The sequence below is a fragment of the Rhodococcus sp. IEGM 1408 genome (assembly GCF_033142235.1).
In the GTDB taxonomy this organism is placed as follows: Bacteria; Actinomycetota; Actinomycetes; order Mycobacteriales; family Mycobacteriaceae; genus Dietzia.
On record NZ_JAWLRW010000006.1, the window covers coordinates 63,786 to 87,890 of the forward strand.

Annotated in this window: 24 protein-coding genes; 10 read left to right on the forward strand and 14 right to left on the reverse strand. The window is 70.5% G+C overall.

The annotated features are described in order from the left end of the window. Window positions 1-2: 2 nt before the first annotated feature. From hisI to R4P08_RS11035, 12 genes are all read right to left on the reverse strand, one after another. Window positions 3-371, reverse strand: a complete 369-nt coding sequence (gene hisI / locus R4P08_RS10980) for a phosphoribosyl-AMP cyclohydrolase (RefSeq protein ID WP_317813882.1) — start codon at window positions 369-371, stop codon at window positions 3-5. Next, window positions 368-1,141 (reverse strand): imidazole glycerol phosphate synthase subunit HisF, encoded by a 774-nt coding sequence (gene hisF, locus R4P08_RS10985; protein ID WP_317813883.1) that lies wholly within the window; start codon window positions 1,139-1,141, stop codon window positions 368-370. Before hisF ends, hisI begins: the two co-directional genes overlap by 4 nt. Before the next feature lie 7 nt (window positions 1,142-1,148). Next, window positions 1,149-2,063, reverse strand: a complete 915-nt coding sequence (locus R4P08_RS10990) for an inositol monophosphatase family protein (protein ID WP_317813884.1) — start codon at window positions 2,061-2,063, stop codon at window positions 1,149-1,151. 98 nt (window positions 2,064-2,161) lie between these two features. Further along, the gene (gene priA, locus R4P08_RS10995; RefSeq protein WP_317813885.1) at window positions 2,162-2,911 is read right to left on the reverse strand and encodes a bifunctional 1-(5-phosphoribosyl)-5-((5-phosphoribosylamino)methylideneamino)imidazole-4-carboxamide isomerase/phosphoribosylanthranilate isomerase PriA; all 750 of its coding nucleotides are present in this window, start codon (window positions 2,909-2,911) and stop codon (window positions 2,162-2,164) included. Window positions 2,912-2,916: 5 nt separating this feature from the next. Further along, window positions 2,917-3,282 (reverse strand): hypothetical protein, encoded by a 366-nt coding sequence (locus R4P08_RS11000; protein ID WP_317813886.1) that lies wholly within the window; start codon window positions 3,280-3,282, stop codon window positions 2,917-2,919. Next, window positions 3,275-3,940 (reverse strand): imidazole glycerol phosphate synthase subunit HisH, encoded by a 666-nt coding sequence (gene hisH / locus R4P08_RS11005; RefSeq protein WP_317813888.1) that lies wholly within the window; start codon window positions 3,938-3,940, stop codon window positions 3,275-3,277. Before hisH ends, R4P08_RS11000 begins: the two co-directional genes overlap by 8 nt. Window positions 3,941-3,954: 14 nt before the next feature. Continuing rightward, window positions 3,955-5,193: an MFS transporter gene (locus R4P08_RS11010; protein ID WP_317813889.1), complete on the reverse strand. Its 1,239-nt coding sequence runs from the start codon at window positions 5,191-5,193 to the stop codon at window positions 3,955-3,957. A gap of 7 nt (window positions 5,194-5,200) precedes the next feature. Further along, entirely contained in the window at window positions 5,201-5,824 is a 624-nt protein-coding gene (gene hisB / locus R4P08_RS11015) for an imidazoleglycerol-phosphate dehydratase HisB (RefSeq protein WP_317813890.1), read from the reverse strand. Continuing rightward, window positions 5,821-6,978, reverse strand: coding sequence for a histidinol-phosphate transaminase (locus R4P08_RS11020; RefSeq protein ID WP_317813891.1), 1,158 nt, complete (start codon window positions 6,976-6,978; stop codon window positions 5,821-5,823). The genes hisB and R4P08_RS11020 overlap by 4 nt, the downstream gene beginning before the upstream one ends. Then, window positions 6,975-8,315, reverse strand: coding sequence for a histidinol dehydrogenase (gene hisD, locus R4P08_RS11025; RefSeq protein ID WP_317814084.1), 1,341 nt, complete (start codon window positions 8,313-8,315; stop codon window positions 6,975-6,977). The genes R4P08_RS11020 and hisD overlap by 4 nt, the downstream gene beginning before the upstream one ends. Window positions 8,316-8,471: 156 nt before the next feature. After that, complete coding sequence (locus R4P08_RS11030) at window positions 8,472-9,305, reverse strand: hypothetical protein (protein WP_317813893.1); 834 nt, start codon at window positions 9,303-9,305, stop codon at window positions 8,472-8,474. Between the two features lie 140 nt (window positions 9,306-9,445). Next, window positions 9,446-9,907, reverse strand: a complete 462-nt coding sequence (locus R4P08_RS11035; RefSeq protein WP_317813894.1) for a serine/threonine protein kinase — start codon at window positions 9,905-9,907, stop codon at window positions 9,446-9,448. 262 nt (window positions 9,908-10,169) lie between these two features. Here R4P08_RS11035 and R4P08_RS11040 point away from each other — a divergent pair, with 262 nt between their 5' ends. From R4P08_RS11040 to R4P08_RS11050, 3 genes are all read left to right on the forward strand, one after another. Next, window positions 10,170-10,856, forward strand: coding sequence for a YceI family protein (locus tag R4P08_RS11040; RefSeq protein WP_317813895.1), 687 nt, complete (start codon window positions 10,170-10,172; stop codon window positions 10,854-10,856). Window positions 10,857-10,981: 125 nt separating this feature from the next. After that, entirely contained in the window at window positions 10,982-12,544 is a 1,563-nt protein-coding gene (locus R4P08_RS11045) for a lamin tail domain-containing protein (protein ID WP_317813896.1), read from the forward strand. 124 nt (window positions 12,545-12,668) lie between these two features. After that, window positions 12,669-13,136: an Hsp20/alpha crystallin family protein gene (locus R4P08_RS11050; RefSeq protein ID WP_317813897.1), complete on the forward strand. Its 468-nt coding sequence runs from the start codon at window positions 12,669-12,671 to the stop codon at window positions 13,134-13,136. A 78-nt stretch (window positions 13,137-13,214) separates the two neighbouring features. On the opposite strand, the gene R4P08_RS11055 is transcribed toward R4P08_RS11050, so the two are convergent. Next, a complete protein-coding gene (locus R4P08_RS11055; RefSeq protein WP_317813898.1) occupies window positions 13,215-14,825 on the reverse strand; it encodes an NERD domain-containing protein in 1,611 nt (536 codons plus the stop codon). Between the two features lie 171 nt (window positions 14,826-14,996). Between R4P08_RS11055 and R4P08_RS11060 the strand changes: the two genes are divergently transcribed. The 3 genes from R4P08_RS11060 to R4P08_RS11070 are packed head-to-tail and all read left to right on the forward strand — an operon-like array spanning window position 14,997 to window position 17,428. Beyond that, window positions 14,997-16,124, forward strand: a complete 1,128-nt coding sequence (locus R4P08_RS11060) for an ABC transporter permease (protein WP_317813899.1) — start codon at window positions 14,997-14,999, stop codon at window positions 16,122-16,124. Beyond that, window positions 16,121-16,822 carry an ABC transporter ATP-binding protein gene (locus tag R4P08_RS11065; protein ID WP_317813900.1) on the forward strand — a complete coding sequence of 234 codons (702 nt, stop codon included), beginning with the start codon at window positions 16,121-16,123 and terminating at the stop codon, window positions 16,820-16,822. Before R4P08_RS11060 ends, R4P08_RS11065 begins: the two co-directional genes overlap by 4 nt. 60 nt (window positions 16,823-16,882) lie before the next feature. Further along, complete coding sequence (locus R4P08_RS11070; protein ID WP_317813901.1) at window positions 16,883-17,428, forward strand: TetR/AcrR family transcriptional regulator; 546 nt, start codon at window positions 16,883-16,885, stop codon at window positions 17,426-17,428. A 50-nt stretch (window positions 17,429-17,478) separates the two neighbouring features. Here R4P08_RS11070 and R4P08_RS11075 read toward each other — a convergent pair whose 3' ends face one another. Beyond that, window positions 17,479-18,756 (reverse strand): hypothetical protein, encoded by a 1,278-nt coding sequence (locus R4P08_RS11075; RefSeq protein ID WP_317813902.1) that lies wholly within the window; start codon window positions 18,754-18,756, stop codon window positions 17,479-17,481. Between the two features lie 176 nt (window positions 18,757-18,932). Between R4P08_RS11075 and R4P08_RS11080 the strand changes: the two genes are divergently transcribed. The 4 genes from R4P08_RS11080 (at window position 18,933) to R4P08_RS11095 (ending at window position 24,087) form a co-directional block, all read left to right on the forward strand. Continuing rightward, window positions 18,933-19,535 (forward strand): biotin transporter BioY, encoded by a 603-nt coding sequence (locus R4P08_RS11080; protein WP_317813904.1) that lies wholly within the window; start codon window positions 18,933-18,935, stop codon window positions 19,533-19,535. Window positions 19,536-19,621: 86 nt separating this feature from the next. Beyond that, window positions 19,622-20,374: an ABC transporter ATP-binding protein gene (locus R4P08_RS11085; protein ID WP_317813905.1), complete on the forward strand. Its 753-nt coding sequence runs from the start codon at window positions 19,622-19,624 to the stop codon at window positions 20,372-20,374. Continuing rightward, window positions 20,375-20,974: an energy-coupling factor transporter transmembrane protein EcfT gene (locus R4P08_RS11090; protein ID WP_317813906.1), complete on the forward strand. Its 600-nt coding sequence runs from the start codon at window positions 20,375-20,377 to the stop codon at window positions 20,972-20,974. A gap of 269 nt (window positions 20,975-21,243) precedes the next feature. Next, complete coding sequence (locus R4P08_RS11095; RefSeq protein ID WP_317813907.1) at window positions 21,244-24,087, forward strand: aconitate hydratase; 2,844 nt, start codon at window positions 21,244-21,246, stop codon at window positions 24,085-24,087. The last annotated feature ends 18 nt before the right edge of the window (window positions 24,088-24,105 follow it).

Below are 24,105 nucleotides of genomic sequence, written 5' to 3' on the forward strand. Positions count from 1 at the left end.
GGTCATTCCTCCGCTAGGGGTGCGTCGGCCAGCAGTGTCTGGGTGTCGAAGCAGCTGGTGGTGCCGTTGTGGCAGGCGGCCCCGGTCTGGTCGACGCGGAGCAGGACGGTGTCACCGTCGCAGTCGATCTCCACACCGCGCACGTGCTGCACGTGGCCGGAGGACTCCCCCTTGACCCAGCGCTGCCCGCGGGACCGCGAGAAGTACACCCCGCGCCGGGTGGCGAGTGTCGCGGCGAGCGCCGCGTCGTCCATCCACGCCATCATGAGCACGCGGCCCGACGTGGCGTCCTGCACGACCGCCGCGATCAGACCGTCGGCGTTGCGGGTGAGCCGGTCGGCAATGGCCGGGTCGAGGGTGTGATCGCTCATCGGACCGCGATCCCGTCTGCCGCCAACGCCTTCTTGACGTCGCCGATCGTCATCTCGCCGAAGTGGAAGACGCTGGCGGCGAGCACCGCGTCGGCGCCGGCGTGAACCGCGGGCGCGAAGTGCTCGACCGCGCCCGCGCCGCCCGAGGCGATGATCGGGATGGTGACGGCCTCGCGGACCGCCCGCACCATCGCCAGGTCGAAGCCGGCCTTGGTGCCGTCGGCGTCCATGGAGTTGAGCAGGATCTCCCCCACGCCCAGGTCCTGACCCCGGCGAGCCCACTCGATGGCGTCGATCCCCGTACCGCGACGGCCGCCGTGGGTGGTGACCTCCCAGCCGGAGGGTGTGGGGGCGTCGCCCTCGGGGACCGTCCGGGCGTCGACGGACAGGACGATGCACTGCGAACCGAAGCGTCGGCTGAGTTCGGCCAGGAGCTCCGGGCGGACGATGGCGGCGGTGTTGACGCTCACCTTGTCCGCGCCGGCGCGGAGCAGTTCGTCGACATCCGCGACCGCGCGCACCCCGCCGCCGACGGTGAGGGGGATGAAGATCTGCTCTGCGGTGCGTCTGACCACGTCGATCATGGTGCCGCGGCCCGACGACGACGCGGTCACGTCGAGGAAGGTGAGCTCGTCCGCTCCCTGTGCGTCATAGGCGGCGGCCAACTCGACCGGGTCGCCGGCGTCCCGCAGGTCGAGGAAGTTGACTCCCTTGACCACGCGGCCGGCGTCCACGTCGAGGCACGGGATGACCCGGGTAGCGAGTGTCATGGCCGGATCACCGCTCCCCGTCGAGCCCGGGGCGGTTGCCCTCGGGTTCGGGGGTCGGCCGGCGGCGGCCGGCCTCGAAGAAGTTGCCGGGGTCGCCGAGTTGGCGGATGGTGCTGAGCACCTCGCCGTGGGCCCGCGGGCCGGCCGCGAGGATCGACTGGGAGTCAGTCGACCACTGCTCGCCGGTCAGATCCGTGACCACTCCTCCCGCGGCGCGGATGTGCGAGGCACCCGCCGCGTTGTCCCACGCGTAGTTGCCGAAGCTCACCGCGGCCGACAACCGGCTCGAGGCCACGAACGACAGGTCGACGCCCGTCGAGCCGAACTTCCTGGTCCGGGCCGCGTCGAGCGTGAGCTGCTCGAACACCTCGCGACGGTAGGCCGGGGGGTAGGTGGTCCGGGCGCCGGTGTTGAGCGAACCCAGTCCCAACGCGACGTCCCGGATCGAGGCATCGGCGATCTGCGGGACCACCTGGTCGTTCTCCTTGAGCGGACCCCCGGCGAGGGAGGTGAACCGCAGGCCGAGCAGCGGGAGCCAGGTCAGCCCGAGCACCGGCTGCCGCTCGTGGATGAGGGAGACGAGGATGCCGGTGGTGGGGATGCCGAGGGAGTAGTTGGCCGTGCCGTCGATGGGGTCGACCACCCAGAGGGTGCCCTCGTTGACGGGCGGCCCGCCGAACTCCTCGCCGTGCACCTCGAGCCCGGTGCCCTCCCGGAGCGCGTCGGTGATCCGACGCTCCAGCTCGAGGTCGAGCTCGGTGGCGAAGTCGTTGCGCGAACCCTTGTTGCGGGTGCCCTCGGCGCCCAGTCCCTCGATGAAGCGGGGCGAGACGTCCTCGAGGACGCGGACCGCCAGTGCGAGCGCCTCCGCCGGGTCGATGGACAAGTCCGACGGCAGGGTGTTTCCGGTCTGATCGGTCATCTCGGGCCTCCTGCTCGGGATCATGCGGGCGAGGTCGTGCGGTGTGGAGCTACCAACTGGTCGCGGCGGACACAGTGGACTCGGTGAACTCGGTGGTTTCAGCGGACGCTGACGGCGGCGAGCGCCTCGGGAAGGGTGAAGCGGCCGGCGTAGAGGGCCTTGCCCACGATGGCGCCCTCGACCCCCTCGGGCACGAGGGTGGCGATGGCCACGAGGTCGGCGACCGTGGACACCCCGCCGGAGGCCACCACGGGCGCCTCGGTGACCGCGCAGACCTGGGAGAGCATCTCGAGGTTCGGGCCGCTCAGCATCCCGTCCTTGGAGACGTCGGTGACGACGTAACGTGCGCAACCGTCCTTGTCCAGACGCTCGAGCACCTCCCAGAGGTTGCCACCGTCGGACACCCAGCCGCGCCCGCGGAGCCGGGGCTCCCCGTCGACCACGCGGACGTCCAACCCCACCGCGATGCGGTCGCCGTGCCGGGCGATGGCCGAGGCGCACCACTCGGGGTCCTCCAGCGCAGCGGTGCCGAGGTTGACGCGGGCGCAGCCGGTGGCGAGGGCGGCCTCGAGCGAGTCGTCATCGCGGATCCCGCCGGACATCTCGACCTTGACGTCGAGCTCGCCGACGACCTGGGCGAGGAGCTCTCGGTTGGACCCGCGCCCGAACGCGGCGTCGAGGTCCACCAGGTGGACCCACTCGGCCCCGTCGCGCTGCCACTGCAGTGCGGCTTCCAGCGGCGATCCGTACGAGGTCTCGGTCCCGGCCTCCCCCTGAACCAGTCGGACGGCTTGGCCGTCAGCGACGTCGACGGCGGGCAGGAGCTCGAGATAGGAAGCGTTGGTCACGACGGTCAGCCTAGTCCGTCAGCACGGCGGGGCTGATCATCGCCCTCTGCCGGTCCCGACGCCTCCGCGGGGTGCTCGTCCGGCCCCTCGTCCGGCCGCTCGTCCGGCCCCTCGTGGGGGTCGTCGCCGTACTCAGCGCGGATGGCCCTGGCCGTGATGCGATTGGACGCCACACCCATGGCCGTGATGGTCAGGACCACACCGACCAGCGCGACGACGGCCTTGCCCACGGGCGGGAGCGGGAGCAGGGCGACCGCGAGAGTCGTCAGCCCCAGGAACAGCACGCCCGCGCCGGCGACACCCAGCGCGAGGGTCGCGAACGAGATCGGCGCCGGACCGTCACCGCGCTTGTCCACACCGCGGTCAGCCAACAGACTTGATCCAGTTCTCCAGCAGGTGCAGACCGGCGTCACCGGACTTCTCCGGGTGGAACTGTGTGGCCGCCAGCGGGCCGTTCTCCACCGCGGCGATGAACCGCGTGCCGTGCTCCGCCCAGGTGACATCCGGCGGCCTCAGGTGGTCCGACGGTTCCATCTCCCACCGCTGCACTCCGTAGGAGTGGACGAAGTAGAAGCGCTCGTCGGCGGGCATGCCCGCGAAGAGGACACTCTCCTCGGCGGCCTCGACGGTGTTCCAGCCCATGTGCGGCAGCACCGGGGCCTCGAGTCGCTCGACCACTCCGGGCCACTCCCCGCAGCCCGGGGCACCGGCCGAGCCCTCGTGCTCACCGTCCGCGAACTCCGTGCCCCGCTCGAACATGACCTGCATACCCACGCAGATCCCCAGCACCGGACGGGCTCCAGCCAGGCGCTCGCCGATGATCCGCGGTCCCTGGACCCCGTTGAGCCCCTGCATGCACGCTGCGAACGCACCGACTCCGGGCACGACGAGCGCCTGGGCCTCGGTGGCCACCCTGGGATCCGACGTGAGTTCGACGTGCGCGCCGACCCGCTCGAGCGCGCGGTGAGCCGAGCGGAGGTTGCCGGAGCCGTAGTCGAGGAGCGCCACTCGCGTGGCCGGTGAGGTCATGCGCCCAGTTTACGTCAGGGTCCGACACTGGCAGATCCGGACAGATCCCGCTTCGGTCGGGTGCGCCGGGCACCCACCGCAGCAGGGCCGCCCACCACCAGCACGACGCCGGCAGCGATGGTGAACAGGACCACATAACCGAATCCGGCGAACCCGCCCATGACCACCGAACCGAGACCGGTTCCGGCGTCGAAGGAGATGTTCCACGACGCGGACGCGGTTCCGAGGCGGGAGCGCGGCATCCGCTCGAACGAGCCGACGAGGGCCTCGTTCTGCACGGCGCCGAACCCGAGGCCGAACACCACCGCCGGCGCGATGAACAACCACGGGTTCGCGGACACCGAGAGCAGGCCGGCGATGCCGACCATGCCGAGCGCGGAGACCACCAGTCCGGGCCAGACCAGCGCGCCGGGTCCGCGGCGGTCGGAGATGAGCCCGGCGAAGGTACGGCCCACGATCACGCCGACGCCCAGCAGTCCGAGTCCCACGCCCGCGACCACGGCGCCGCTGCCGGAGACGATCGAGTCCAGTGCCGGGGAGAGGAACGACGCCGCCGCACCGTACGGCAGGGACACCGCGACCATGACCAGGAAGGGTCCGGCGAGCAGGACGAGCACGGCCTTACGACTGAGCGCGGCCGGGTCGGACTCCTGGGCCGGGGCCGGGTGCACGTCGGGCAGTCGCGCCGCCGCGACCAGACCGACGACACCGAACGCCGTCGCCCCCCAGGCCACCGTCGCCAGGCCGAACGCCTCGAGGAGCCACAGTCCGACCGGCAGGAAGATCGCCTCGGAGATCCCCACCGCGAGCCCGATCAGCGAGGTGGCGCGGCCGAGCATCCCCGGTGGCGCGAGCTCCGCGACGAGCGCGGACCCGGCGACCGTCATCAGGCCGAAGCCTGCGCCGCGGACACCGCTGACGGCCAGGACCGCGAACGGCCCGTCGGACAGCGCCAGCACCCCCGACGGCAAGCCGAGCAGCGCGCTGCCGATGGCCAGTACCCAGCGGTAGCCGAGCGCAGTGGTCAGCCTGGGGGTGAGCAACTGGACCAGGACCGTGACCGTCATGAACACGCCGGTGGTCGCGCCGGCGACCAGCTCGCTGCCACCGCCCCGCACCACCGCAAGCGGGACGACGGGCAGGAGCAGGGAGAAGCCACCGAAGGCGAGCAGCACCAGGACGAACGCCGCCGGCACGCCGGGCGTGCGGGCCAGCTGTGCGAACGCTCCCGGTTTCTTGACCGCGGGGGTCACGCCGGCATCACAGCGCGCCCTTGGTGGAGGGGATCCCGGTGATCCGCGGGTCCGCTTCCACGGCAGCGCGCAGCGCCCGGGCCACTGCCTTGTACTCGGCCTCGGTGATGTGGTGCGGGTCGCGCCCGTAGTGCACGCGGACGTGCAGCGCGATGCGGGCGTGCGAGGCCAGGGTCTCGAACACGTGCCGGTTGAGCACGGTGCCGTACGGCGCGCTGTCATGACCCACGATGAGGTAGCCGATCATCATGTCGGGCTCGCCCGTGTGGACGCAGTACGGCCGCCCGGAGACGTCGACGATCGCCTCGGCGAGGGTCTCGTCCATCGGGATCGAACTCTGGCCGAACCGGCGGATGCCGCGCTTGTCCCCGAGCGCCTGCCCGAGCGCCTGGCCCAGGACGATGGCGGTGTCCTCGACGGTGTGGTGCGCCTCGATCTCGATGTCGCCCGTCGCCCGGACCGTCAGGTCGAAGGCGCCGTGCTGGCCGAACGCGGTGAGCATGTGGTCGAAGAACGGCACCCCGGTCGCGATGTCGGTCTGTCCGGTGCCGTCGAGGTCGATCTCCACGACGATCGACGACTCCCGGGTCGTCCGCTCGACGCGGCCCCGCCGTGCGGTCTGCTCACTCATCGCTGCTCCTCGGTTCGGGTCTCAGTCGTGCCTGCGGTCCCGATCTCCTCGGCCGCCAGTTCGGCGCTCACCTGCAGCAGCCGGTCGTTCTCGGTACTCAGACCGATGGTCGCACGAAGTCGACCCGGGATGCCCACGTCGCGGATGAGGACCCCTGCGTCGAGGTAGCGGCGCCACGCCCGCGGAGCGTCGGTGAACGGTCCGTAGAGGACGAAGTTGGCCTCGCTGGGCAGCACGTCGTACCCCTGCTCCTGGAGCCCGGCGGTGACGCGTTTGCGCTCCTCGGCGAGCAGCGCGACGGAGGCCAGGGTCTCGTCGGCGTGCCGCAGCGCGGCGCCCGCAGCGGCCTGCGCGATCACGGACAGGTGGTACGGCAACCGCACCAGCAGGACCGCCTCGACGAACGAGGGGTCGGCCGCGAAGTAGCCGAGCCGGCCGCCGGCAAAGGCGAACGCCTTGCTCATCGTCCGCGAGACCACGAGCTTCGCCGGGTACTCGGCCAGCAGCGTGCACGCGCTGGGCGAGGGCGAGAACTCCGCGTACGCCTCGTCCACCACGACCAGACCCGGCGCCGCGTCGAGGATGAGGCGCAGGTCCTCGAGCTCGACCGCGTGTCCGGTCGGGTTGTTGGGGGTGGTGACGAAGATGACGTCGGGGCGGCGCTCGGCGATGGCCGCCAGCGCGGTCTCCACGTTGATGGCCAGGTCCGCTCCGCGGTCGACGGGAATCCACTCGGTGTCCGTCCCCGCCGCGAGGATCGGGTGCATGGAGTAGCTGGGCACGAAGCCCATGGCGCTGCGCCCCGGCCCGCCGAAGGCCTGCAGCAGCTGCTGGAGGATCTCGTTGGAGCCGTTGGCCGCCCACACCATGTCCACGTCCACCTCGACGCCGGTCTGGCGGGTGAGGTAGGCCGCGAGGTCGGTGCGCAGCTCGACGGCGTCGCGGTCCGGGTAGCGGTTGAGGTCGGTCGCGGCCTCGGACACGGCCGCCGCGATGTCCGCGACGAGCGCCGGGCTGGGCGGGTGCGGGTTCTCGTTGGTGTTGAGCTGCACGGGCACCTCGAGCTGCGGGGCGCCGTACGCGCTCTGGCCGCGCAGGTTCTCACGCAGCGGCAGCGCGTCCAGGCCGATACCGGGACGGGGCACGGAAGTCACTTCTCCTCCTCCTGGGCGGCGAGGTCCTCGAAGCGCGCACGGACGGCCTCGCCGTGGGCGGGGAGTCCTTCGGCGTCGGCGAGGGCGACGACGGTCGGGGCGATCTCCTTGAGAGCCGCCTGGTCGTAGTCGATGACGTGGATGCCCCGGAGGAAGGTCTGCACGCTGAGCCCCGAGGAGTGCCGCGCGGTTCCCGAGGTGGGCAGCACGTGGTTGGAGCCGGCCGCGTAGTCGCCCAGTGGCACCGGCGAGTACGCACCGACGAAGATCGCGCCGGCGTTGCGCACGCGCGCGGCGTGGGCGGCGGAGTTGCGGGTCTGCACCTCGAGGTGCTCGGCCGCGTACGCGTCGACCACCCGAAGGCCGGCGTCGATGGAGTCCACCAGGACGATGCCCGACTGTGGGCCCTCGAGCGCCTCGCGGACCCTGTCGGCGTTGAGCGTGACGGTGTAGCGGGCCTCGACCTCGCGGGCGACGGCGTCGGCGAGCTGCTCGGAGTCGGTGACCAGCACGCTCGCCGCGTTGGGGTCGTGCTCGGCCTGACTGATGAGGTCGTAGGCGATGTGGACGGGGTCGGCCGTGTCGTCGGCCAGCACGGCGATCTCGGTGGGTCCGGCTTCGGAGTCGATACCCACGACGCTGCGGCACAGTCGCTTGGCCGCGGTGACGTAGACGTTGCCGGGGCCGGTGACCATGTGGACGGGCTCGAGCTCGCGGCCGTCGGTGTCCTCACCGCCGTAGGCGAGCAGCGCGACGGCCTGGCCGCCACCGACGGCCCAGACCTCCTCGACGCCGAGGAGGGCGCACGCGCCGAGGATGGTGGGGTGCGGCCAGCCGCCGAAGTCCGCCTGGGGCGGCGAGGCGACGACGAGTGAGCCGACGCCGGCGACCTGCGCGGGCACGACGTTCATGATGACGCTCGACGGGTACACGGCCTTTCCGCCGGGGACGTAGAGCCCCACCCGCTCGATCGGCACCCACTTCTCGGTGACGAAGCCGCCGGCGGCGACCTCGGTGACCGTGTCCGAGCGCCGCTGGGCGGAGTGGACGATGCGGGCGCGGCGGATGGCCTCGATGAGCGCCGCGCGCACGTCCGGGTCGAGGGTCTCGCCGGCCTCGGCGATGACCTCGGCGGGCACGCGGACCGAGGCGGGCCGCACGCCGTCGAACTTCCGGCCGTAGTCGAGGGCTGCGGAGGCCCCGTGCTCCCGGACCGACTCCACCACCGGGCGCACGGTGTCGACGACGGAGTCGACATCGGCGGCGCCTCGCGGGAGTGTGCGTCGCAGCTCGGCGGTGCCGAGGGTGCGACCGCGCAGGTCGATGCGGGAGAGCATGGTGTGGCCTTTCCGTTTGATCACGGGCCGCCGAGTAAACGGCCGGCGACCCCGACCCATTCTAGGTGCGCTCGTCTGCGCCTCACGCACAGCAGGCGACTCCCGTGGATTCGGTGTCGGCGGTCACTCCGGCGACCGACGTCTGCGCGCCGGGGATCAGCAATTCCCCCCGGGGATGGACGCCAGTCGTGGGGCGAGGGCGTCGGCCATCGTCGAGAGTGCTGCGGTCCCGGCCTCAAAGGTCGGGGCCTCGATCGCGATCGCGACCGTCACGTCGCCTCCGGCGCCCGGCACGAGTCCGAACTGTCGGACCAGGTACCCGCCGCTCTCACCGGGCCCCCACCCGCCCTTGAAGCGGGCTCCGGCGATCCGGCCGAGTCCCCACCGCTGATCGGACGAGACCTGCCCCATCAGATCCACCACGCGCGCTGACGAGCCGAGGCACGGTAGTCGACTGCCGAACCGCGCCTGATCAATTAGCGCCCACCGGGTCTGGCCGAAGACGGAGAAACCGTCTCGGGTACGCACTGATGGGACCTGCGACGTGGCGTCACCACCCTCAGTCAGAACTGCCCCGACCGCCGCTGCCGCCGCGTCCCCGCCGCCGAGCGCGTTCCACAGGATCTCCGCGGACCGGTTATCCGAGACCGTGATCGCCGCGGTGGCGCCCTCGAGCGCCTGCGGGTCGATCCGCGCGACAGCTACCGCCAGCGGGACCTTGATCGTCGACCACGCGACACCGGTCTGCCAGGTCCCCGCCGACCGGACCTCGCCTGCGCCGCCGACCGGCGCCACCGCGATTCCGGCCGTTCCGGAGACCGACCCCACCACGGCCTCGAGATCCGCTCCGGCACCTCCGCTGCCCGGGGCGACGGGCGGGGTGACGGGCGGGGGTTGGGGAACGACGATCGAACCGGCGTCAGGGAGCGCCACCCCACCCTGCTCGGGTGCCGGACCGCTCACCGTGGACACGATCTCGGTGACGACCACCGTCTCCTGCCCCGCTGCCGGGACTCCGAGGGCAGAGCAACCACTCACGGTGACCGCGACGGCCAGCACACCCGCCGTCGCGCGGAGCCGCCCACGGCGACCACTGCTCCCACTGTGCCCGTGCCCACTGCCCGGCGCCATCAGTAGATGAAGACCACGGCGTTGTTACCGCCGCTGCAGGTCACCACCGCGCCGCCCGAGCACGACATGGCGTAGGTCCTACCCGTCACGGGTCTATAGGCGTCGATGACCATGGACCCCCCGCTGCCTCCCGCGCCCACGTACTGCGACCGCACCGACGCGGCGAACTCACAGGAGGTCTGTGGGGACCCCGCCGCGGCCGACGAGAACTGACCGCTTCCCGCGTCCACGCACTCATACGCCCCGGACGGGGCGACCCCCTGCGCCGGCCGCGCGGGCTGGGCGGGTTGCGTCGCCGTGGCCGGGGCCACCGACGCGGTGACGGTAGCGGAGACCGTCGAGGTGACCGGCGCGGCCGAGCTCCCGGTGAATCTGGGCACTGCAAGGAACGCCACCAGCCCGATGAGTCCGATCAGGAGCATCACCACCACGGTCAGCGCCACGATCAGCACAGGGGACATCCCCGGTTTCTGCGGTGGGGCGCTGTAGCCGAACCCGGGCTGATGCACCGGTCTGAACTCCGACGTCGAGGGACCGTCCCATCCGGGAGTGGGATTCTGGGTCATGTCGTGCCTCCCGGTAGCCGGACCCGGTAAAGGCGGGGCCCTGATGATGTAACTATTAACTTATGGCACCGAGGCTCCTCTAGCCCGACAGGGTGGCGGAGAGATTTGCCAGCAGACCCTTATCCACCACCCGGATTTTCTTCTTATGCTCGATCCCATGCGCAGACTCCTCTGGATCATCGGCGGCCTCGTCGTCGTCGTCGCCCTGGTCGTCGCGGCGCCGTTCATCTACAAGGCCGCGCGTGGCGGCGACGACGCGCCCGCGGCGGCTGTGTCCACCGAGGGCGCCGAGGCCGCGGCCGGGGAGCTGGACGGGAGGTGGGTGGTGGTCCCGGGCGCCGAACCCAACCTCACGGCTGCCGGATACACCGTGAAGGAGGTCCTGCGCGGCGAGCCGGTGACAGTGGTCGGCACCACAAACAAGGTCACCGGGGAGGCGGTCATCTCCGACACCTCGCTCGAATCGGCCGATTTCCAGGTCGAGGTGGCCGGAGTGGGCACCGATATCCGCCAACGCGATGACCAGGCGCACTCCCCTTCCATCCTCGACGCCGCCGCCTATCCGCTCGCGACGCTCGCCCTGGCCCGACCGGTGGACATGGCCGATCTTCCCGCTGATGGCACACCCGCGACGGTCCCGATGCAGGTCGATCTGACGGTCAAGGGCACCACCGTCTCCAAGACCGTCGAGGTGACGGTACTGCGGTCCGGCGAGCAGGTGATCGCCTCAGGTTCGGTGCCCATGACCTGGGCCGAAGTGGGGGTCGAGCCCCCGAGTCTGGGCTTCGTCACCGTTGAACCGACCGGCACCATCGACTTTCTGGTGAGCCTCGCCAGAGCCTGAGTAACAGCTACCCGAAGAGCAGTACCAACTGTTCAGCTCCTCGTCATATCTCGGACAGGGTCCCGGCACCCGCCCCTCGTACGGTCACCTGGTCATCCTCAGTTGTTGCCCAGGAAAGGCCCCCGATGCATCTGCGTCCCGTCACCTCCGGTGTCCTCACGGTCGCCCTCGCCGTCGGCGCGGCGACCGGCATCGCCGCCACGGTGTCCCCTGCGACCGTGTCCGCCGCGCCCGCCACCGATGTCGTGATCAACGAGGTCGAATCCAACGGCGACGCCGTGGGCGACTGGGTGGAGCTGGCCAACCTCGACACCGAGCAGGCCGTGGACATCTCCGGCTGGACGCTGGTCGACGGCGACGCAGAGCACGATCCGATCGTCATCCCCGAGGGCACCACCATCGAGTCCGGCGGCTACTGGTCGATCTACACCGACGTGGACCCGGACTACTTCGGGCTCGGCGGCAACGACTCGGTGGTCCTCCGGGACGCCGGCGGCGAGCTCGCCGACTCCACCACCTGGTCGGGCCACTCGCCCACCACCTGGGGCCGCGTCCCCGACATGACGGGCGGGTTCGCCGTGACCGGTGAGTCCACCCGGAACGCGCGCAATGTCGCCGCGGTCGAGGAGAACCCGGTCGCGGCGTCGCCGTGGCCCTTCGACCCGCTGACCATCGCCCCCGTCGCGCTCGACGGCGACTCGGCTGGCAACGTGGCCGGCGACTTCGCCGGCGACGACATGTCGGGCGTCGACATCGCCGCCGACGGCGCCGCCCACGTGGTGAACAACGGCACGGGCACCCTCTACGTCCTGGATTACGACCGGGCCGCGAACACCTACTCGGTCGCCCAGTCCTTTGTCCTCAAGTACCCGGACGGCTCCGGGCTGCCCGACTCCGAGGGCGTGACCGTGGGGCCGAACGGCGCCCTCTTCGTGGCCACCGAGCGCAACAACGACGCCAGCAGCACCAGCCGCCCGTCGGTCCTGCGCTTCGCCCTGCCCACCGACCGCGACTCCGGCACGCTCGTCGCCACCGACGAGTACTCCCTGTCCTCCCTCACCGGCCAGATCGGCGCCAACGCCGGTCTCGAGGCCATCGAGTACCTCCCCGAGGCCTTTGGCGGCGCCTTTGCCGTGGGTGTCGAGGGGACCGGGAAGGTCCACTTTGTCCAGCTGGGCGCGGGTGGCGCGGTCACCGAGGTGCAGACCTACACCTCGCCGTTCACCGGCGTCATGGCGCTCGACTACGACGAGGTGGCCGGCGTCCTGCGGGTGCTGTGTGACGAGGTGTGCGAGGGACGATCGCTCGAGATGGCCTTCGACGGGACCGAGTTCGTCACCGACGGCACGCTCTACGCCCGTCCGGCCGGCATGGCCAACCTCGCCAACGAGGGCTTTGCCGCCCATCGCGAGACCGTCGAGTGCACCCTGGGCGGCGCCACCGGCACCGCCGAGCGGGCCCGATTCCTGTGGGCCGACGACGCGGCCGCCGACGGTGCGGGCCTGCGGGGGGCCGTCACCGAGCCCGGTGAGTGCACCGTTGGCGACGACAACGACACCGACGACGACGAGGTCGGCGGCTCGCTCGGTGACCTGGGCCCGGTCCTCGGTTCGCTCGGCGGCTTCGGAATCGGAGTCGGTTCGGTCGCTGAACTCCTTCCTTCGCTGCCCGTGAAAGCCCTGGGTTGAGTCCGAGAGGCTCAAGCGAAAAAATCTGACCTGAGTCGGGAATACTCAAGCTTCGTCGGTGAGTTGAACCGTGTGCGACCCCGGAAAACCGGGCGCACCCGACCAGCCCCGAAGGAGAGCTGCCATGGCTACCATCACCCGCTTCGACCCGTTCCGTGAGCTCGACCGCCTCCTGGGCGACGGGCTGCGCAACGTGACCTCCTCGCCCGCCCTGCCGATGGACCTCTACAAGGACGGGGACCGCTTCGTCGGACTCATCGATCTGCCTGGCGTGGATCCGGCCAGCATCGACATCGACGTAGAGGACCGCACCCTCACCGTCCGCGCCGAGCGCACCGCGCCCGCCGGCGGTGACGCCCAGTGGCTCATGCACGAGCGGCAGTCGGGCACGTTCGCCCGCCAGCTCGCCATGGGCAAGGGCCTGGCCACCGACAAGATCGAGGCCGAGTACACCGACGGCGTCCTGCGCCTGGTGATCCCGGTCGCCGAGGAGGCCCAGCCCCGCAAGATCGCCGTCTCGCACAACGGTCACAATGGCCAGGACGGCCACCAGGGCCAGCTGGTCGAGGGCTCGACCGACCTGGGCAGCTGATCGCGCTCGATCAACCGACCGACCACCGCCCCGGCCTCGGATGAGGTCGGGGCGGTGGTGGTGTCACGTCACGTCACGTCATCGACTGTGCTCCCCCACCACCACCAGCACATCGGTCGCCCGCGAGAGCCCCACGTAGACCCGCTCGCGAACCCGGTCCATGCCCTCGTAGTGGTTGCACACCAGCACCACCGAGCGCCGCTCGAGGCCCTTGAAACCGAGGACGTGCCCGTAGAAGATGTCCTCCCCGTTCCAGAAGGTCTCCCAGTAGGCGTCGTTCCCGTCGTCCTGCAACTCGACCTGCATGGGGTGTCGCGACCCGGTGGTCAGGAGTGCGACGTCGCCCGGTTCCCAGCCCTCGTCGAGAAGGCGCATCGCCTCGTCGTCACCAAGCGCCACGGGGTCCGCACCCTCCGGTACCTGGACGTACCGTACGTCCGGCCCGGACCCGCCGCGCAGCTCCATCCGCTGGCCCACCAGGGGCAGGAAAGAGCTGGCGATCTGGCGGGTGTTGCGCAGGTTGTGGTCCAGCACCAGGGGGACCAGGTCGACGGGCGGGCGGCCGGTTCGCTGGAACACGCTCTGCCCGACGTCGCCCACGATCATCGGCCGGCCGTTCTCGCGGTCGCGCAGCGCGCCGATCACCGGACGCCACCAGCCGTCCGCGAAGTCCTGGGCCTCGTCCACGATCACGGCGTCGAACTTCTTGCCGTCGGAAAGTCCGTCGGCGAGATCGGCCATGTGCCGCGGCAGGTCGTCCTCCCACCACCGCACCGTCTCCTCCGACCGCACCCGCTCGTCCGGGCCCACGGGAGCGCCCCAGTCGACGCCGAGGGCATGGAACTCCCCCACGTACGCCGGCTGCTCGCGCCGCTTCCACCCGCTCGTGACCCGCTTGAGGTAGCTGGCCAGCCCGTGTGAATAGCAGATCAACGCGACACGCTGCCCCGACCTCGACAGCCGTCGTGCCTGCTCCAGGGCCAGGTAGGTCTTGCCGCTGCCCGCGCCACCGCGGATCTCGACCCGGGGCAGGGCGTCGACGGCGCGGAGAAGGACCGATTGCTCGCGGGTGAGGGCGTCGGCGATGTCGGCGTTCTCCGCGGCACGGGCCATCACGTCGCGCTGCGGTAGACCCCGTCCGCCCAGCACGTCCGCGAGCCGGTTGATGGTGTCGACGGCGAGGTACGGACGGTCCTGCGGGCCGGATTCCTGCGCCAGGCGATACGCGATCGCGGCGAGCTGCGGGAGCTGGTCGCGATCCACGATGCGACTGCGCGGGACATCCGGCAGCGCGAAGTCCTCAAGGATCGAGGCGTGTGGAAAGACGAGCATGTGGGTCCAACGCTGGAGCTGACTGGGCCATCGTGGGTCCGCGCTCACGTAACCACGCAGGGCGTACAGCGCGTCCCGACACTGGTTGACCGGATCGATCGTGTGCTGCTTGGTGCCGCTGCCCTGTATCCACCGGCCGTCCTCGATGGCGATCTGCCCGGCCTTGACCTCGATGGCCACGATCCCCGCGCCTGGCAACGCCGCGAGGATGTCCACCTCGTGTTCCTTCTCGTCGGTGGAGACCCGCTGGCCCACCACGATCAAGCTGTCCTCGGAGAGCTGGTCGCGGAGCAGGTCCACGACCTTCTCCTCGGAGGGGTGGCCAAAGACAGGGTTGGCTGGCAGGACGAGGGGCATGTACTAGAAGTACCTGCAGGACTGGCTGGCCGGGCCGGATCCGGCCCGCCGACTCCGACTCCTGAAAACCCCACGGTGATCATCGCCACCACTTGGCAACACAATGTCAGGATCTTGTCGACACGTTGTTATCATCATTGTCGACCCGTTCGACAACGCCGAAAGGCCTCCATGTTCCTCGCTTGGCGCGAACTCATCCACGCGCGATCCCGCTTCGCCCTCATGGGCTCGGTTGTAGCCCTCATCAGTGTCCTGATGGTCCTCCTCGCCGGTCTGTCCTCGGGCCTGGTCAACGACGGGGTCTCCGGACTGCAGCGCATGCCCGTCCAGGCCGTCGCCTTTGCCCCCGAGACCCGCGCCGACTCGGCGTTCACCCGTTCCGTGGTGGGCCCCGACCAGGTGGCGGCGTGGGCGGAGCGCCCTGACGTCGCCGTCGCGACCCCCATGGGCCTGTCCATCATCAATGCAAAGACTTCGGCCGGGACCCCGGTCGACCTCACCCTGATCGGTGCGGACCAGGACGGGCCGCTCGTCCCCGAGGTCGCCGAGGGCCGCGCGCCCCGGACCGACGGCGAGATCCTGGTCAGTTCGACCGCGGCCGAAGACCTCGCGATCGGCGACACCGTGACCGTGGACCGGCTCGAGATCCCGCTGACGGTCGTGGGCATCGCCGGTGACCAGCACACCTTCGGCCACGTCGACATGGCCTTCACCACCCTGGCCACGTGGCAGGACGTCCACGCGGGAACCCGGTTCGGCGAGGAGCCGCGCGCCGGGGCAGACGAGGAGTACAGCGTTGTGGCCCTGATGGGCGTGGACGGCGCCGTGCCGGATCTGGAGGCCGGCGACGCCGCCGCCGACACCTCCACCCGGACCATGAAGGAGGCCTACAACTCCTCCCCCGGTTACGAGGCCGAGACCATGACGATGTCCATGATCACGTGGTTCCTGTACGCCATCTCGGCGCTGGTGGTGGGTGCGTTCTTCGCGATCCTCACCGTCCAGCGCTCGCGTGAAATCGCGGTGCTGCGGGCCATGGGCGCCTCGACCGCCAAGCTGCTGATCGACGCCATCGGCCAGGCGCTGATCCTGCTCGTGGCCGCCATCGGCGTCGGCGTCGCGATCGGAGTGGGCGTGGGCTCACTCCTGGTGGGCACCGGCATGCCGTTCGCCCTCGAGGCCGGGCCGATCGCACTCGGCGCCGCGCTCCTGCTGGTGCTGGGACTCATCGGCGCCACCCTCGCCACAGTCCGCATCAGCTCCGTCGACCCGCACAGCGCACTGGGAGAAAACCGATGACCACCTCCGCACCCACCCACGACACCACCCCGGGCCTGCGCCTCAGCGGCGTCGACCTGACGTTCAAGGACGGCGACCAGACCCTCTACGCGTTGGACTGCATCGACCTCGAGGTCGCCCGCGGCGAGGTCCTGGCCGTGGTCGGCCCCTCCGGGGCCGGCAAGTCGAGCCTCCTGGCCGTGGCCGGCGGACTGCTCCCGCCGACCTCCGGCACCGTCGAGGTGGGCGGCCGGGACCTCTCCGGGCTCAGCCGAAGGGACCTCACCAGGTTCCGGCGCGACCACGTCGGCTTTGTGTTCCAGTCGGGCAACCTGGTGCCCGCCCTCACCGCCCGCGACCAGCTCCGGCTGGTGGGCACGCTCGGCGGCGACCGCTCCCGGCTGCGCGACCCCGACCAGCTCCTCGAGGCTGTCGGGCTGACCCACCGCGCCGGACGCCGCCCGTCCACCCTGTCCGGTGGCGAGCGGCAGCGGGTGGGCATCGCCCGTGCGCTGATGTCGTCCCCCGACCTACTGCTGGTCGACGAGCCCACCGCCGCGCTGGACCGGAAGAACAGCCACGACGTGGTGCGCCTGCTCGCCGAGGAGACCCACCAGAACGGTGTGGCCACCGTGCTGGTGACCCACGACCACGAGATTCTCGAACACTGTGACAGGGTGCTGGAGATGACCGACGGGCGCCTGCACGCCCACGTATGATCAGCGATCCCCCCAGCCGGTGAACAGGAGACGCACATCCCCCGTATCGATGCCCCCACCGTGGGCGAACACCGCGACGCGCGGCGCCGGGCACTGCTCGACGCCGCGCGTGCGTTGCTGTCCGAAGACCCCGGTACGGCGCCTGACATCAACGAACTGACCGCCCGCGCAGGCATGACGCGATCGAACTTCTACACGTACTTCTCCTCTCGTGCGGAGCTGATCGTCGCCGTGGCGGAAGACCTGATGCCGAGGTGGATCGACACCGTCACCGGGGCTGTACGCGACGCGGGCGGCGGTCACCGGGGAGTCGTGGCCTACGTGCACACGACGCTGGACCTGGTGGCCGCCGGAGAGCACGCGATCCTCACCGCACTGGCAGCCCACCTCCCCGAGGGGCCCGCCCGGGAGCGACTCGGGCACATGCACGCCGCCATGACGGCTCCGCTGCGCCGGTCACTCTCCGAGGCATCCCAGTCCGACCCCGACCTGACCGCGGAGCTGGTGATGGCGGTGGTCTTCAAGGGGTCCGAACTCGTCGAGGGCGGGCGGCCGCTGGACGAGGTACTGCGCGCGGTCGACGCACTGATCGACCCGGCAGGCTGAACGAACGGGCGAGGGCCGGGCGCGGAACACGGGCCCGCCCGCAGCACGCCTCAGCCCGGCCCCACCACCCACCCCGTCGTCATCTGCCCCAGAAACACCGGCAGCCGCACGAGGATCCGGTTCTGCTCGGCGCGCGGACGGAAGCCCACGTCCAGGTGTCGCGGCGCCTCGGCGGGCCAGTCGCGCACCAGCGAGCGGAACGCCGGGACCAGGTCCTGCTCGATGTACTCCCACCGGGGCCCGCGATCGGCCCAGTTGAATCCCGGTAGCGGGGTACGAAGCACGGTCGGCTGACCGCCCACGTCCGCGCGGACCGAGAGCGGCCGGAACTGACCGAGCGGCGAGGCCCCGGGGATGTCCGGCGCGCCGCCCACCGTGGTGATGTAGGTCAGCACCCGTCCGAGATCGCCGCGGCCCGCCGCCACGGCGTCCCACTGGTCGGCGATGATCTGGTTCTGCTCGCGCGAGGCCATCCGGAGCAACGCCTCTGACCTGCCGTCCAGGCTGCCCTCGTCGAGCATCCGCCAGGCGTCGACCACGTAGTCGTCGTACGCCCCGCTCGCCGCGAGCTCCTCGACGGCGGGTAGCCCCTCCGCCGCGTAGGCCTCGTGCATCGGCACCATGTCCATGAAGATGTGGCGCTGCATGACCAGCAGGCGGTGCAGGTACCAGTCCACATCTGGTTGCCGGAGCGTCGGCCCCGCGGTGGCCAGCAGGCGCACATCCCGGGGCGTGCTGTCGGCCAGCTCCCACGGCAGCCCTGCCAGCGCGCCGGCGACCCCGGTCCCCAGCTCGTGCACCCCGGGCACGGTGAGCAGCCCGCCCACCTCGTCGAGGTCCCAGAACCCGGCGGCGAACGACATCCCCGCCAGCCCGGCCATCCCAGTCCACCAGAACCCGTCGTGGGAGTTGTAGAGCCGCAGATAGTTGACGTACACCTTGTCGACCGTGGCGAGGTTGGCCTCGAGCCCCCGCGCCGGCTCCCACTGCGCCAGGTCGATTCCGGCGTTGTCCGCCCCCACGGCCAGCCAGTACTGCCGTGCCAGGGTCCCGTAACGCTCCGGCGCGACGCCCGCCGCCCGGACGCCGTCGAGGGCCGCCCTGAGCTCGACCGGGTCGGTGGGGAGCGTCGTCGAGAAGCCACCGGCCAGCTCGGCGTCGGGATTGTCGGCGACGACGTCCAGATACCGCGCGTATGAATTCGGCGCGTACGAATACGGCGCGGTCGGCGTCACGTAGGCCGAGGCCGGCGCATGAGCCAGCGGGAGGAAGACCGCGAGGACGACGGCGACGAGCCCGCCCAGGACGTTGCGGACCCGATTCTGCACAGTTCCCCCGAACCGCCGGAAGTGATGCGGGTCACTCTAGCGCCGACATCGGCTGCCCGAGCCGGTTCAGGAGGCGCCTCCCGGGCCGCGGACCCGGTTACCGATTCGGACGTGACAGGCGCAACAATGGACGCCGACGCTGTCGCGTGACAGCCCTTCCTGCGCCAAGGAGACCAGTGAGCATCCCCGTCGACCGGGCCCCGGCCCGTAGCGCCACCCGAGACCTCGCCCAGATCGCGGTATTCGCCGCCCTCATCGTCGTCCTCGGTCTCCCCGGCCAGATCACCCTCGGTTCCGCGGGCGTGCCCATCACGTTGCAGACACTGGGCGTCATGCTCGCCGGCGCGCTGCTCGGCTGGCGCAAGGGCGCCCTGTCGGTGCTCGCGGTGATCGTCATCGGTCTGGCACTGCCCGTCTTCCCCACCGGCCGCACCACCCTGACCTCGCTGGCCGGCCCCACCGCGGGCTTCCTCATCGGGTGGATCCCCGCGGTGATCGTGATCGGCCTGCTCACCGCGCTGATCATGCCGCGCTACCGGGTGATCCCGGGGCTATTGATCACCATCTTCGGCGGGATCGTCGTGATCTACACCTTCGGCGTGGCCGGCATGCTGCTGCGGACGGATCTCACCCTGACCGCCGCCATCGCGGCCAACGGCGTCTTTGTCCCCGGCGACCTGGTCAAGGCGGTCGTCACGGCGGTCGTCGCGGCGCAGGTCCACAAGGCACGGCCTGGCCTGATCGCCCCGCTGCGCAGGCAGAGCTCGACCCAGGCGTGATCGAACCCGGCGTGATTGAACCCGGTGGGATCGAACCCGGTGGGACCGACCCCCGTAGCGCCGATCCCCGCGTGCCCGATCCCCGCGTGCCTGATCCCCACGGCGCGGAACCCCGCGGCGCCGAGATCCGGTTCGACGGCGTCGGCCATACCTATGGCGAGCGGACCGTCCTCGTGGACATCGACCTGACGCTGTCCGAACGCCGCATCGGGATCGTCGGAGTCAACGGCGGTGGCAAGTCCACGCTCGCCCGGATGATCAACGGGCTCGTCGTCCCCACCGCCGGCACGGTCACCGTCGACGGCCTCGACACCCGCCGCAAGGGCGCCCAGATCAGACGCAGGGTGGGATTCTGCTTCACCGATCCGGACACCCAGATCGTCATGCCCACCGTCGCGGAGGACGTGGACTTCTCTCTGCGCCGGTCGGGGCTGAACAAGGAGGATCGACGACGACGAGTTGACCAGGTGCTCGAGAGGTACGGTCTGGCCGACCACGCCGACCACCCCTGCCACCTGCTCTCCGGCGGTCAGAAGCAACTGCTCGCGCTGGCCGCGGTACTGGTGATCGACCCCTCCGTGATCGTGGCCGACGAGCCCACCACCCTGCTCGACTTGCGCAATCGTGCGCTGGTGGCCGAGATCTTCGCCGAGCTCCCCCAACAGCTGGTGGTGGTGACGCACGACCTCGACCTGGTCTCCGACTTCGACCGCGTGCTGGTGGTCGACGGCGGGCGCGTGGTGATCGACGACGCCCCCGCGGCCGCGCTGGCCGGGTACCGCCGGATCGCGCTGCGGTCGGGTCCGGGCTCGGGTTCGGCTCCCGGTTCGGGGGCGTAGGTGTTCGCCACCTATCAACCGGGAAGCTCTCTCCTGCACCGCCTGCCGGCAGGGCTGAAGATCCTGCTGGTCTGCGCGCTGATCCTCGCGGTGTCGTTGACGGTCCGCCAGGCCTGGCACGTGCTGCCCGCGCTCGGGCTCGCCGCAGTGCTCTACGTGATCGGGCGGATCCGGCCCCGCGCGGCCTGGGACCAGGTTCGCCCGGTGCTGCCTATGCTCATCGCGATCCTGGTACTGCAGTGGATCGTCGCCGACCTCGACACCGCGCTGCGCGTGAGCGGGTCGCTGCTAGTGGCGATCGCGGTGGCGGGCCTGGTCGCGCTGACCACCCGCATGTCGGACCTGCTCGATGCGGTCACGCGTGCCGCCCAGCCGCTACGCCATGTCGGCGTCTCGCCGGACCGGGTCGCGTTGGTCCTGGTGCTGACCATCCGCGCGATCCCACTGCTCGCCCGGCAGCTCCGGCAGGTCACCGAGGCCCGGAAGGCCCGCGGGCTGGGCATGTCCATCCGCGCGCTGGTGGTGCCGACCGTGCTCGGGGCGCTCACCACCGCCGACCAGCTGGGCGACGCCCTCGCGGCCCGCGGCGTGGACGACTGAACAAAGACCACAGCCCAGCTCCGCCAGACGGCGATGCGCTCGCGCCGCGAGCCATTCACATGCGGTACTGGAACCCTGAGACTCCTTGCTCCCACACCTCGCCACCGCGGTCGACGGTCATGTATGTGAAGGCAGGCCCGGAACGGCCGGGCGAGCGCCGAGCCCACGCCGCCCACCGCCAAACCCTGAGCGGTGTCTTTAACCGCTCGTCAGGCCTACGGTGGGATGTGACCGCGCTCACAATTATCGACTAGAAGGTGGGACGTGCGATGTCACAGGATCAGTCGTCACAGAATGCCGCGAACGCGGCCCCGGACAGCTTCGGAGCCCGCGACCAGCTCGAGATCGGCGGGAGGTCCTACGAGATCTACCGCCTCGACCGGATCGAGGGCTCGGGGCGACTCCCCTATTCACTGAAGGTCCTGCTCGAGAACGTCCTGCGAAACGAGGACGGCCGGGTGGTCACCGCCGCACAGGTGGAGGCGATCCGCGACTGGAACGCGGAGTCCGAGCACAACCCGGAGATCCAGTTCACCCCGGCGCGCGTGCTCATGCAGGACTTCACCGGCGTGCCATGTGTGGTCGACCTGGTCGCCATGCGCGACGCCATGATCGACCTCGGCGGGGACCCGGCCACCATCAACCCGCAGATCCCGGCCGAACTGGTCATCGACCATTCCGTGATCGCCGATTCCTTCGGCAGCCCGGACTCCTTCGGCATCAACGCCCAGCTCGAGTTCGAGCGCAACCAGGAGCGCTACCAGCTGCTGCGCTGGGGGCAGCAGTCCTTCGCCGACTTCCTCGTGGTCCCGCCCGACACGGGCATCTGCCACCAGGTCAACCTCGAGCACCTGTCCCGGGTTGTCTTCACCCGGAAGACAGCTGAACTGACCCGGGCCTATCCCGACACGCTCGTCGGCACCGACTCGCACACTCCGATGGTCAACGGGATCGGCGTGCTGGGGTGGGGCGTGGGCGGCATCGAGGCCGAGGCCGCGATGCTCGGACAGCCGATGAGCATGCTGATCCCCCAGGTCATCGGCATCCGGTTGAGCGGTGAGCTCCCGGAAGGCACCACGGCGACCGACCTCGTACTCACCGTCGCCGAGTTGCTGCGCAGCATCGGCGTCGTCGGTAAGTTCGTAGAGTTCTTCGGCCCCGGCGTCGCCAACGTTCCGCTCGCCACCCGCGCCACCATCGGCAACATGAGCCCGGAGTACGGCTCCACCGCCACGATGTTCCCCATCGACGCCGAGACCCTCGACTACATGCGCCTGACCGGCCGCGAAGCTGACCAGATCGCCCTGGTCGAGGCGTACGCGCGTGAACAGGGCCTGTGGCACGACCCCGATCACGTACCCGAATTCACCCGTGTGGTCGACCTCGATCTGTCGACGGTCGAACCGTCCATCTCCGGTCCGCGCCGCCCCCAGGACCGGATCGCCCTCGGCGACGCCCCCCGCACCGTGCTCGGCCTGCTCGCCGGGGAGTACGACAAGCCCGCCTCCGGCGATGGCGGAGTCGACGACGCATCGGCCGACTCGTTCCCTGCCTCCGACCCCGTCTCCCTCGACGCCGACGCGTCGAACGACCCGCCGCCTCGCCACATGTCGGAGGAAGAACTCACCGCCAACGCCAAGCTCGGCTGGCCCAGCGATCCGACCGAGGTGCTCATCGGCGGGAAGAAGGCGATAGTCGACCACGGAGACGTGGTGATCGCCGCCATCACCTCGTGCACCAACACCTCCAACCCGTCGGTCATGCTCGGCGCGGCGCTACTGGCCAAGAAGGCCGCCGATCGCGGCCTGCGGACCCGGCCGTGGGTCAAGACCACCCTCGCTCCCGGTTCCCGCGTCGTCACCGACTATCTCGATCGTTCCGGCCTCACGCCGTACCTCGAACAGCTCGGGTTCCACCTGGTCGGCTACGGCTGCACCACCTGCATCGGCAACTCGGGTCCGCTGATCCCCGAAGTCAGCGCCGCCGTCACCGGCAAGGACCTCAACGTCTCCTCGGTGCTCTCGGGCAACCGCAACTTCGAGGGCCGCATCCACCCCGAGGTCAAAATGAATTTCCTCGCCTCTCCGCCGCTGGTCATCGCGTACGCACTCGCGGGGAGCCTGCACACCGACCTGCTCACCGAGCCCCTGGGCAAGAACGACGCCGGCGAGGACGTGTACCTCCGCGAGATCTGGCCCAGCAGTGCCGAGGTCAAGGAGGTCGTCGACGCCAACGTCGGGGCGAAGATGTTCACCGAGGGCTACTCGGACCTCTACGCCGGGGACGCCAACTGGCGCGGCATGGACATCCGCGAGGGTGACGTCTACGACTGGGACTCCGATTCCACGTACATCCAGCGCCCGCCGTACTTCGACGGGATGCAGGCCGAGCCCGAGCCGATCCGCGACATCTCGGGCGCGCGGGTGCTGGCCAAGCTCGGGGACTCCGTGACCACCGACCACATCTCGCCCGCCGGGGCGATCAAGCGGGACAGCCCCGCGGGCCGGTACCTCACCGACAAGGGCGTCGATCCGAGGGACTTCAACTCCTACGGTTCGCGTCGCGGCAACCACCACGTGATGATCCGCGGCACTTTTGCCAACGTCCGGCTCCGCAACGAGCTCGTGCCGGGCGTCGAGGGCGGGGTGACCAAGCACTGGACCAGCGGCGAGCAGCTGAGCATCTTCGACGCCGCGACGTCATACCAGGAGGAGGGCGTCCCGCTCGTGGTCATCGCCGGCGCCGATTACGGGTCCGGTTCCTCGCGCGACTGGGCCGCCAAGGGCACGATGCTGCTCGGCGTCCGGGCCGTCCTGGCGGTCTCGTTCGAGCGCATCCACCGCTCCAACCTCATCGGGATGGGCGTACTGCCCCTGCAGTTCCCACGCGGCGAGGACGCGGAGACGCTCGGGCTGACGGGCGACGAGGTGTTCTCCGTGACCGGCCTGGAGGGCTCGACCAGCATCCCGGACGAGGTCACGGTCACCGTCGAGAAGGACGGCACGTCCCGTGAGTTCACGGCCACCGTCCGGATCGACACCCCGGCGGAGGCGGCCTACTACCAGAACGGTGGCATCCTGCCCTACGTCCTGCGTCAGCTGTTGCGCGCCTGAGCTGCGTGGACAGAACAA

Coding starts and splice junctions, on each gene's coding strand:
- R4P08_RS11045 (WP_317813896.1), top strand. CDS start 10,982: ATGCATCTGCGTCCCGTCACCTCCGGTGTCCTCACGGTCGCCCTCGCC.
- hisB (WP_317813890.1), bottom strand. CDS start 5,824: ATGAGTGAGCAGACCGCACGGCGGGGCCGCGTCGAGCGGACGACCCGG.
- hisH (WP_317813888.1), bottom strand. CDS start 3,940: ATGACCTCACCGGCCACGCGAGTGGCGCTCCTCGACTACGGCTCCGGC.
- R4P08_RS11065 (WP_317813900.1), top strand. CDS start 16,121: ATGACCACCTCCGCACCCACCCACGACACCACCCCGGGCCTGCGCCTC.
- hisI (WP_317813882.1), bottom strand. CDS start 371: ATGAGCGATCACACCCTCGACCCGGCCATTGCCGACCGGCTCACCCGC.
- R4P08_RS11050 (WP_317813897.1), top strand. CDS start 12,669: ATGGCTACCATCACCCGCTTCGACCCGTTCCGTGAGCTCGACCGCCTC.
- hisD (WP_317814084.1), bottom strand. CDS start 8,315: ATGCTCTCCCGCATCGACCTGCGCGGTCGCACCCTCGGCACCGCCGAG.
- R4P08_RS11040 (WP_317813895.1), top strand. CDS start 10,170: ATGCGCAGACTCCTCTGGATCATCGGCGGCCTCGTCGTCGTCGTCGCC.
- R4P08_RS11060 (WP_317813899.1), top strand. CDS start 14,997: ATGTTCCTCGCTTGGCGCGAACTCATCCACGCGCGATCCCGCTTCGCC.
- R4P08_RS10990 (WP_317813884.1), bottom strand. CDS start 2,063: ATGACCGATCAGACCGGAAACACCCTGCCGTCGGACTTGTCCATCGAC.
- R4P08_RS11055 (WP_317813898.1), bottom strand. CDS start 14,825: ATGCCCCTCGTCCTGCCAGCCAACCCTGTCTTTGGCCACCCCTCCGAG.
- R4P08_RS11035 (WP_317813894.1), bottom strand. CDS start 9,907: ATGTCCCCTGTGCTGATCGTGGCGCTGACCGTGGTGGTGATGCTCCTG.
- hisF (WP_317813883.1), bottom strand. CDS start 1,141: ATGACACTCGCTACCCGGGTCATCCCGTGCCTCGACGTGGACGCCGGC.
- R4P08_RS11095 (WP_317813907.1), top strand. CDS start 21,244: ATGTCACAGGATCAGTCGTCACAGAATGCCGCGAACGCGGCCCCGGAC.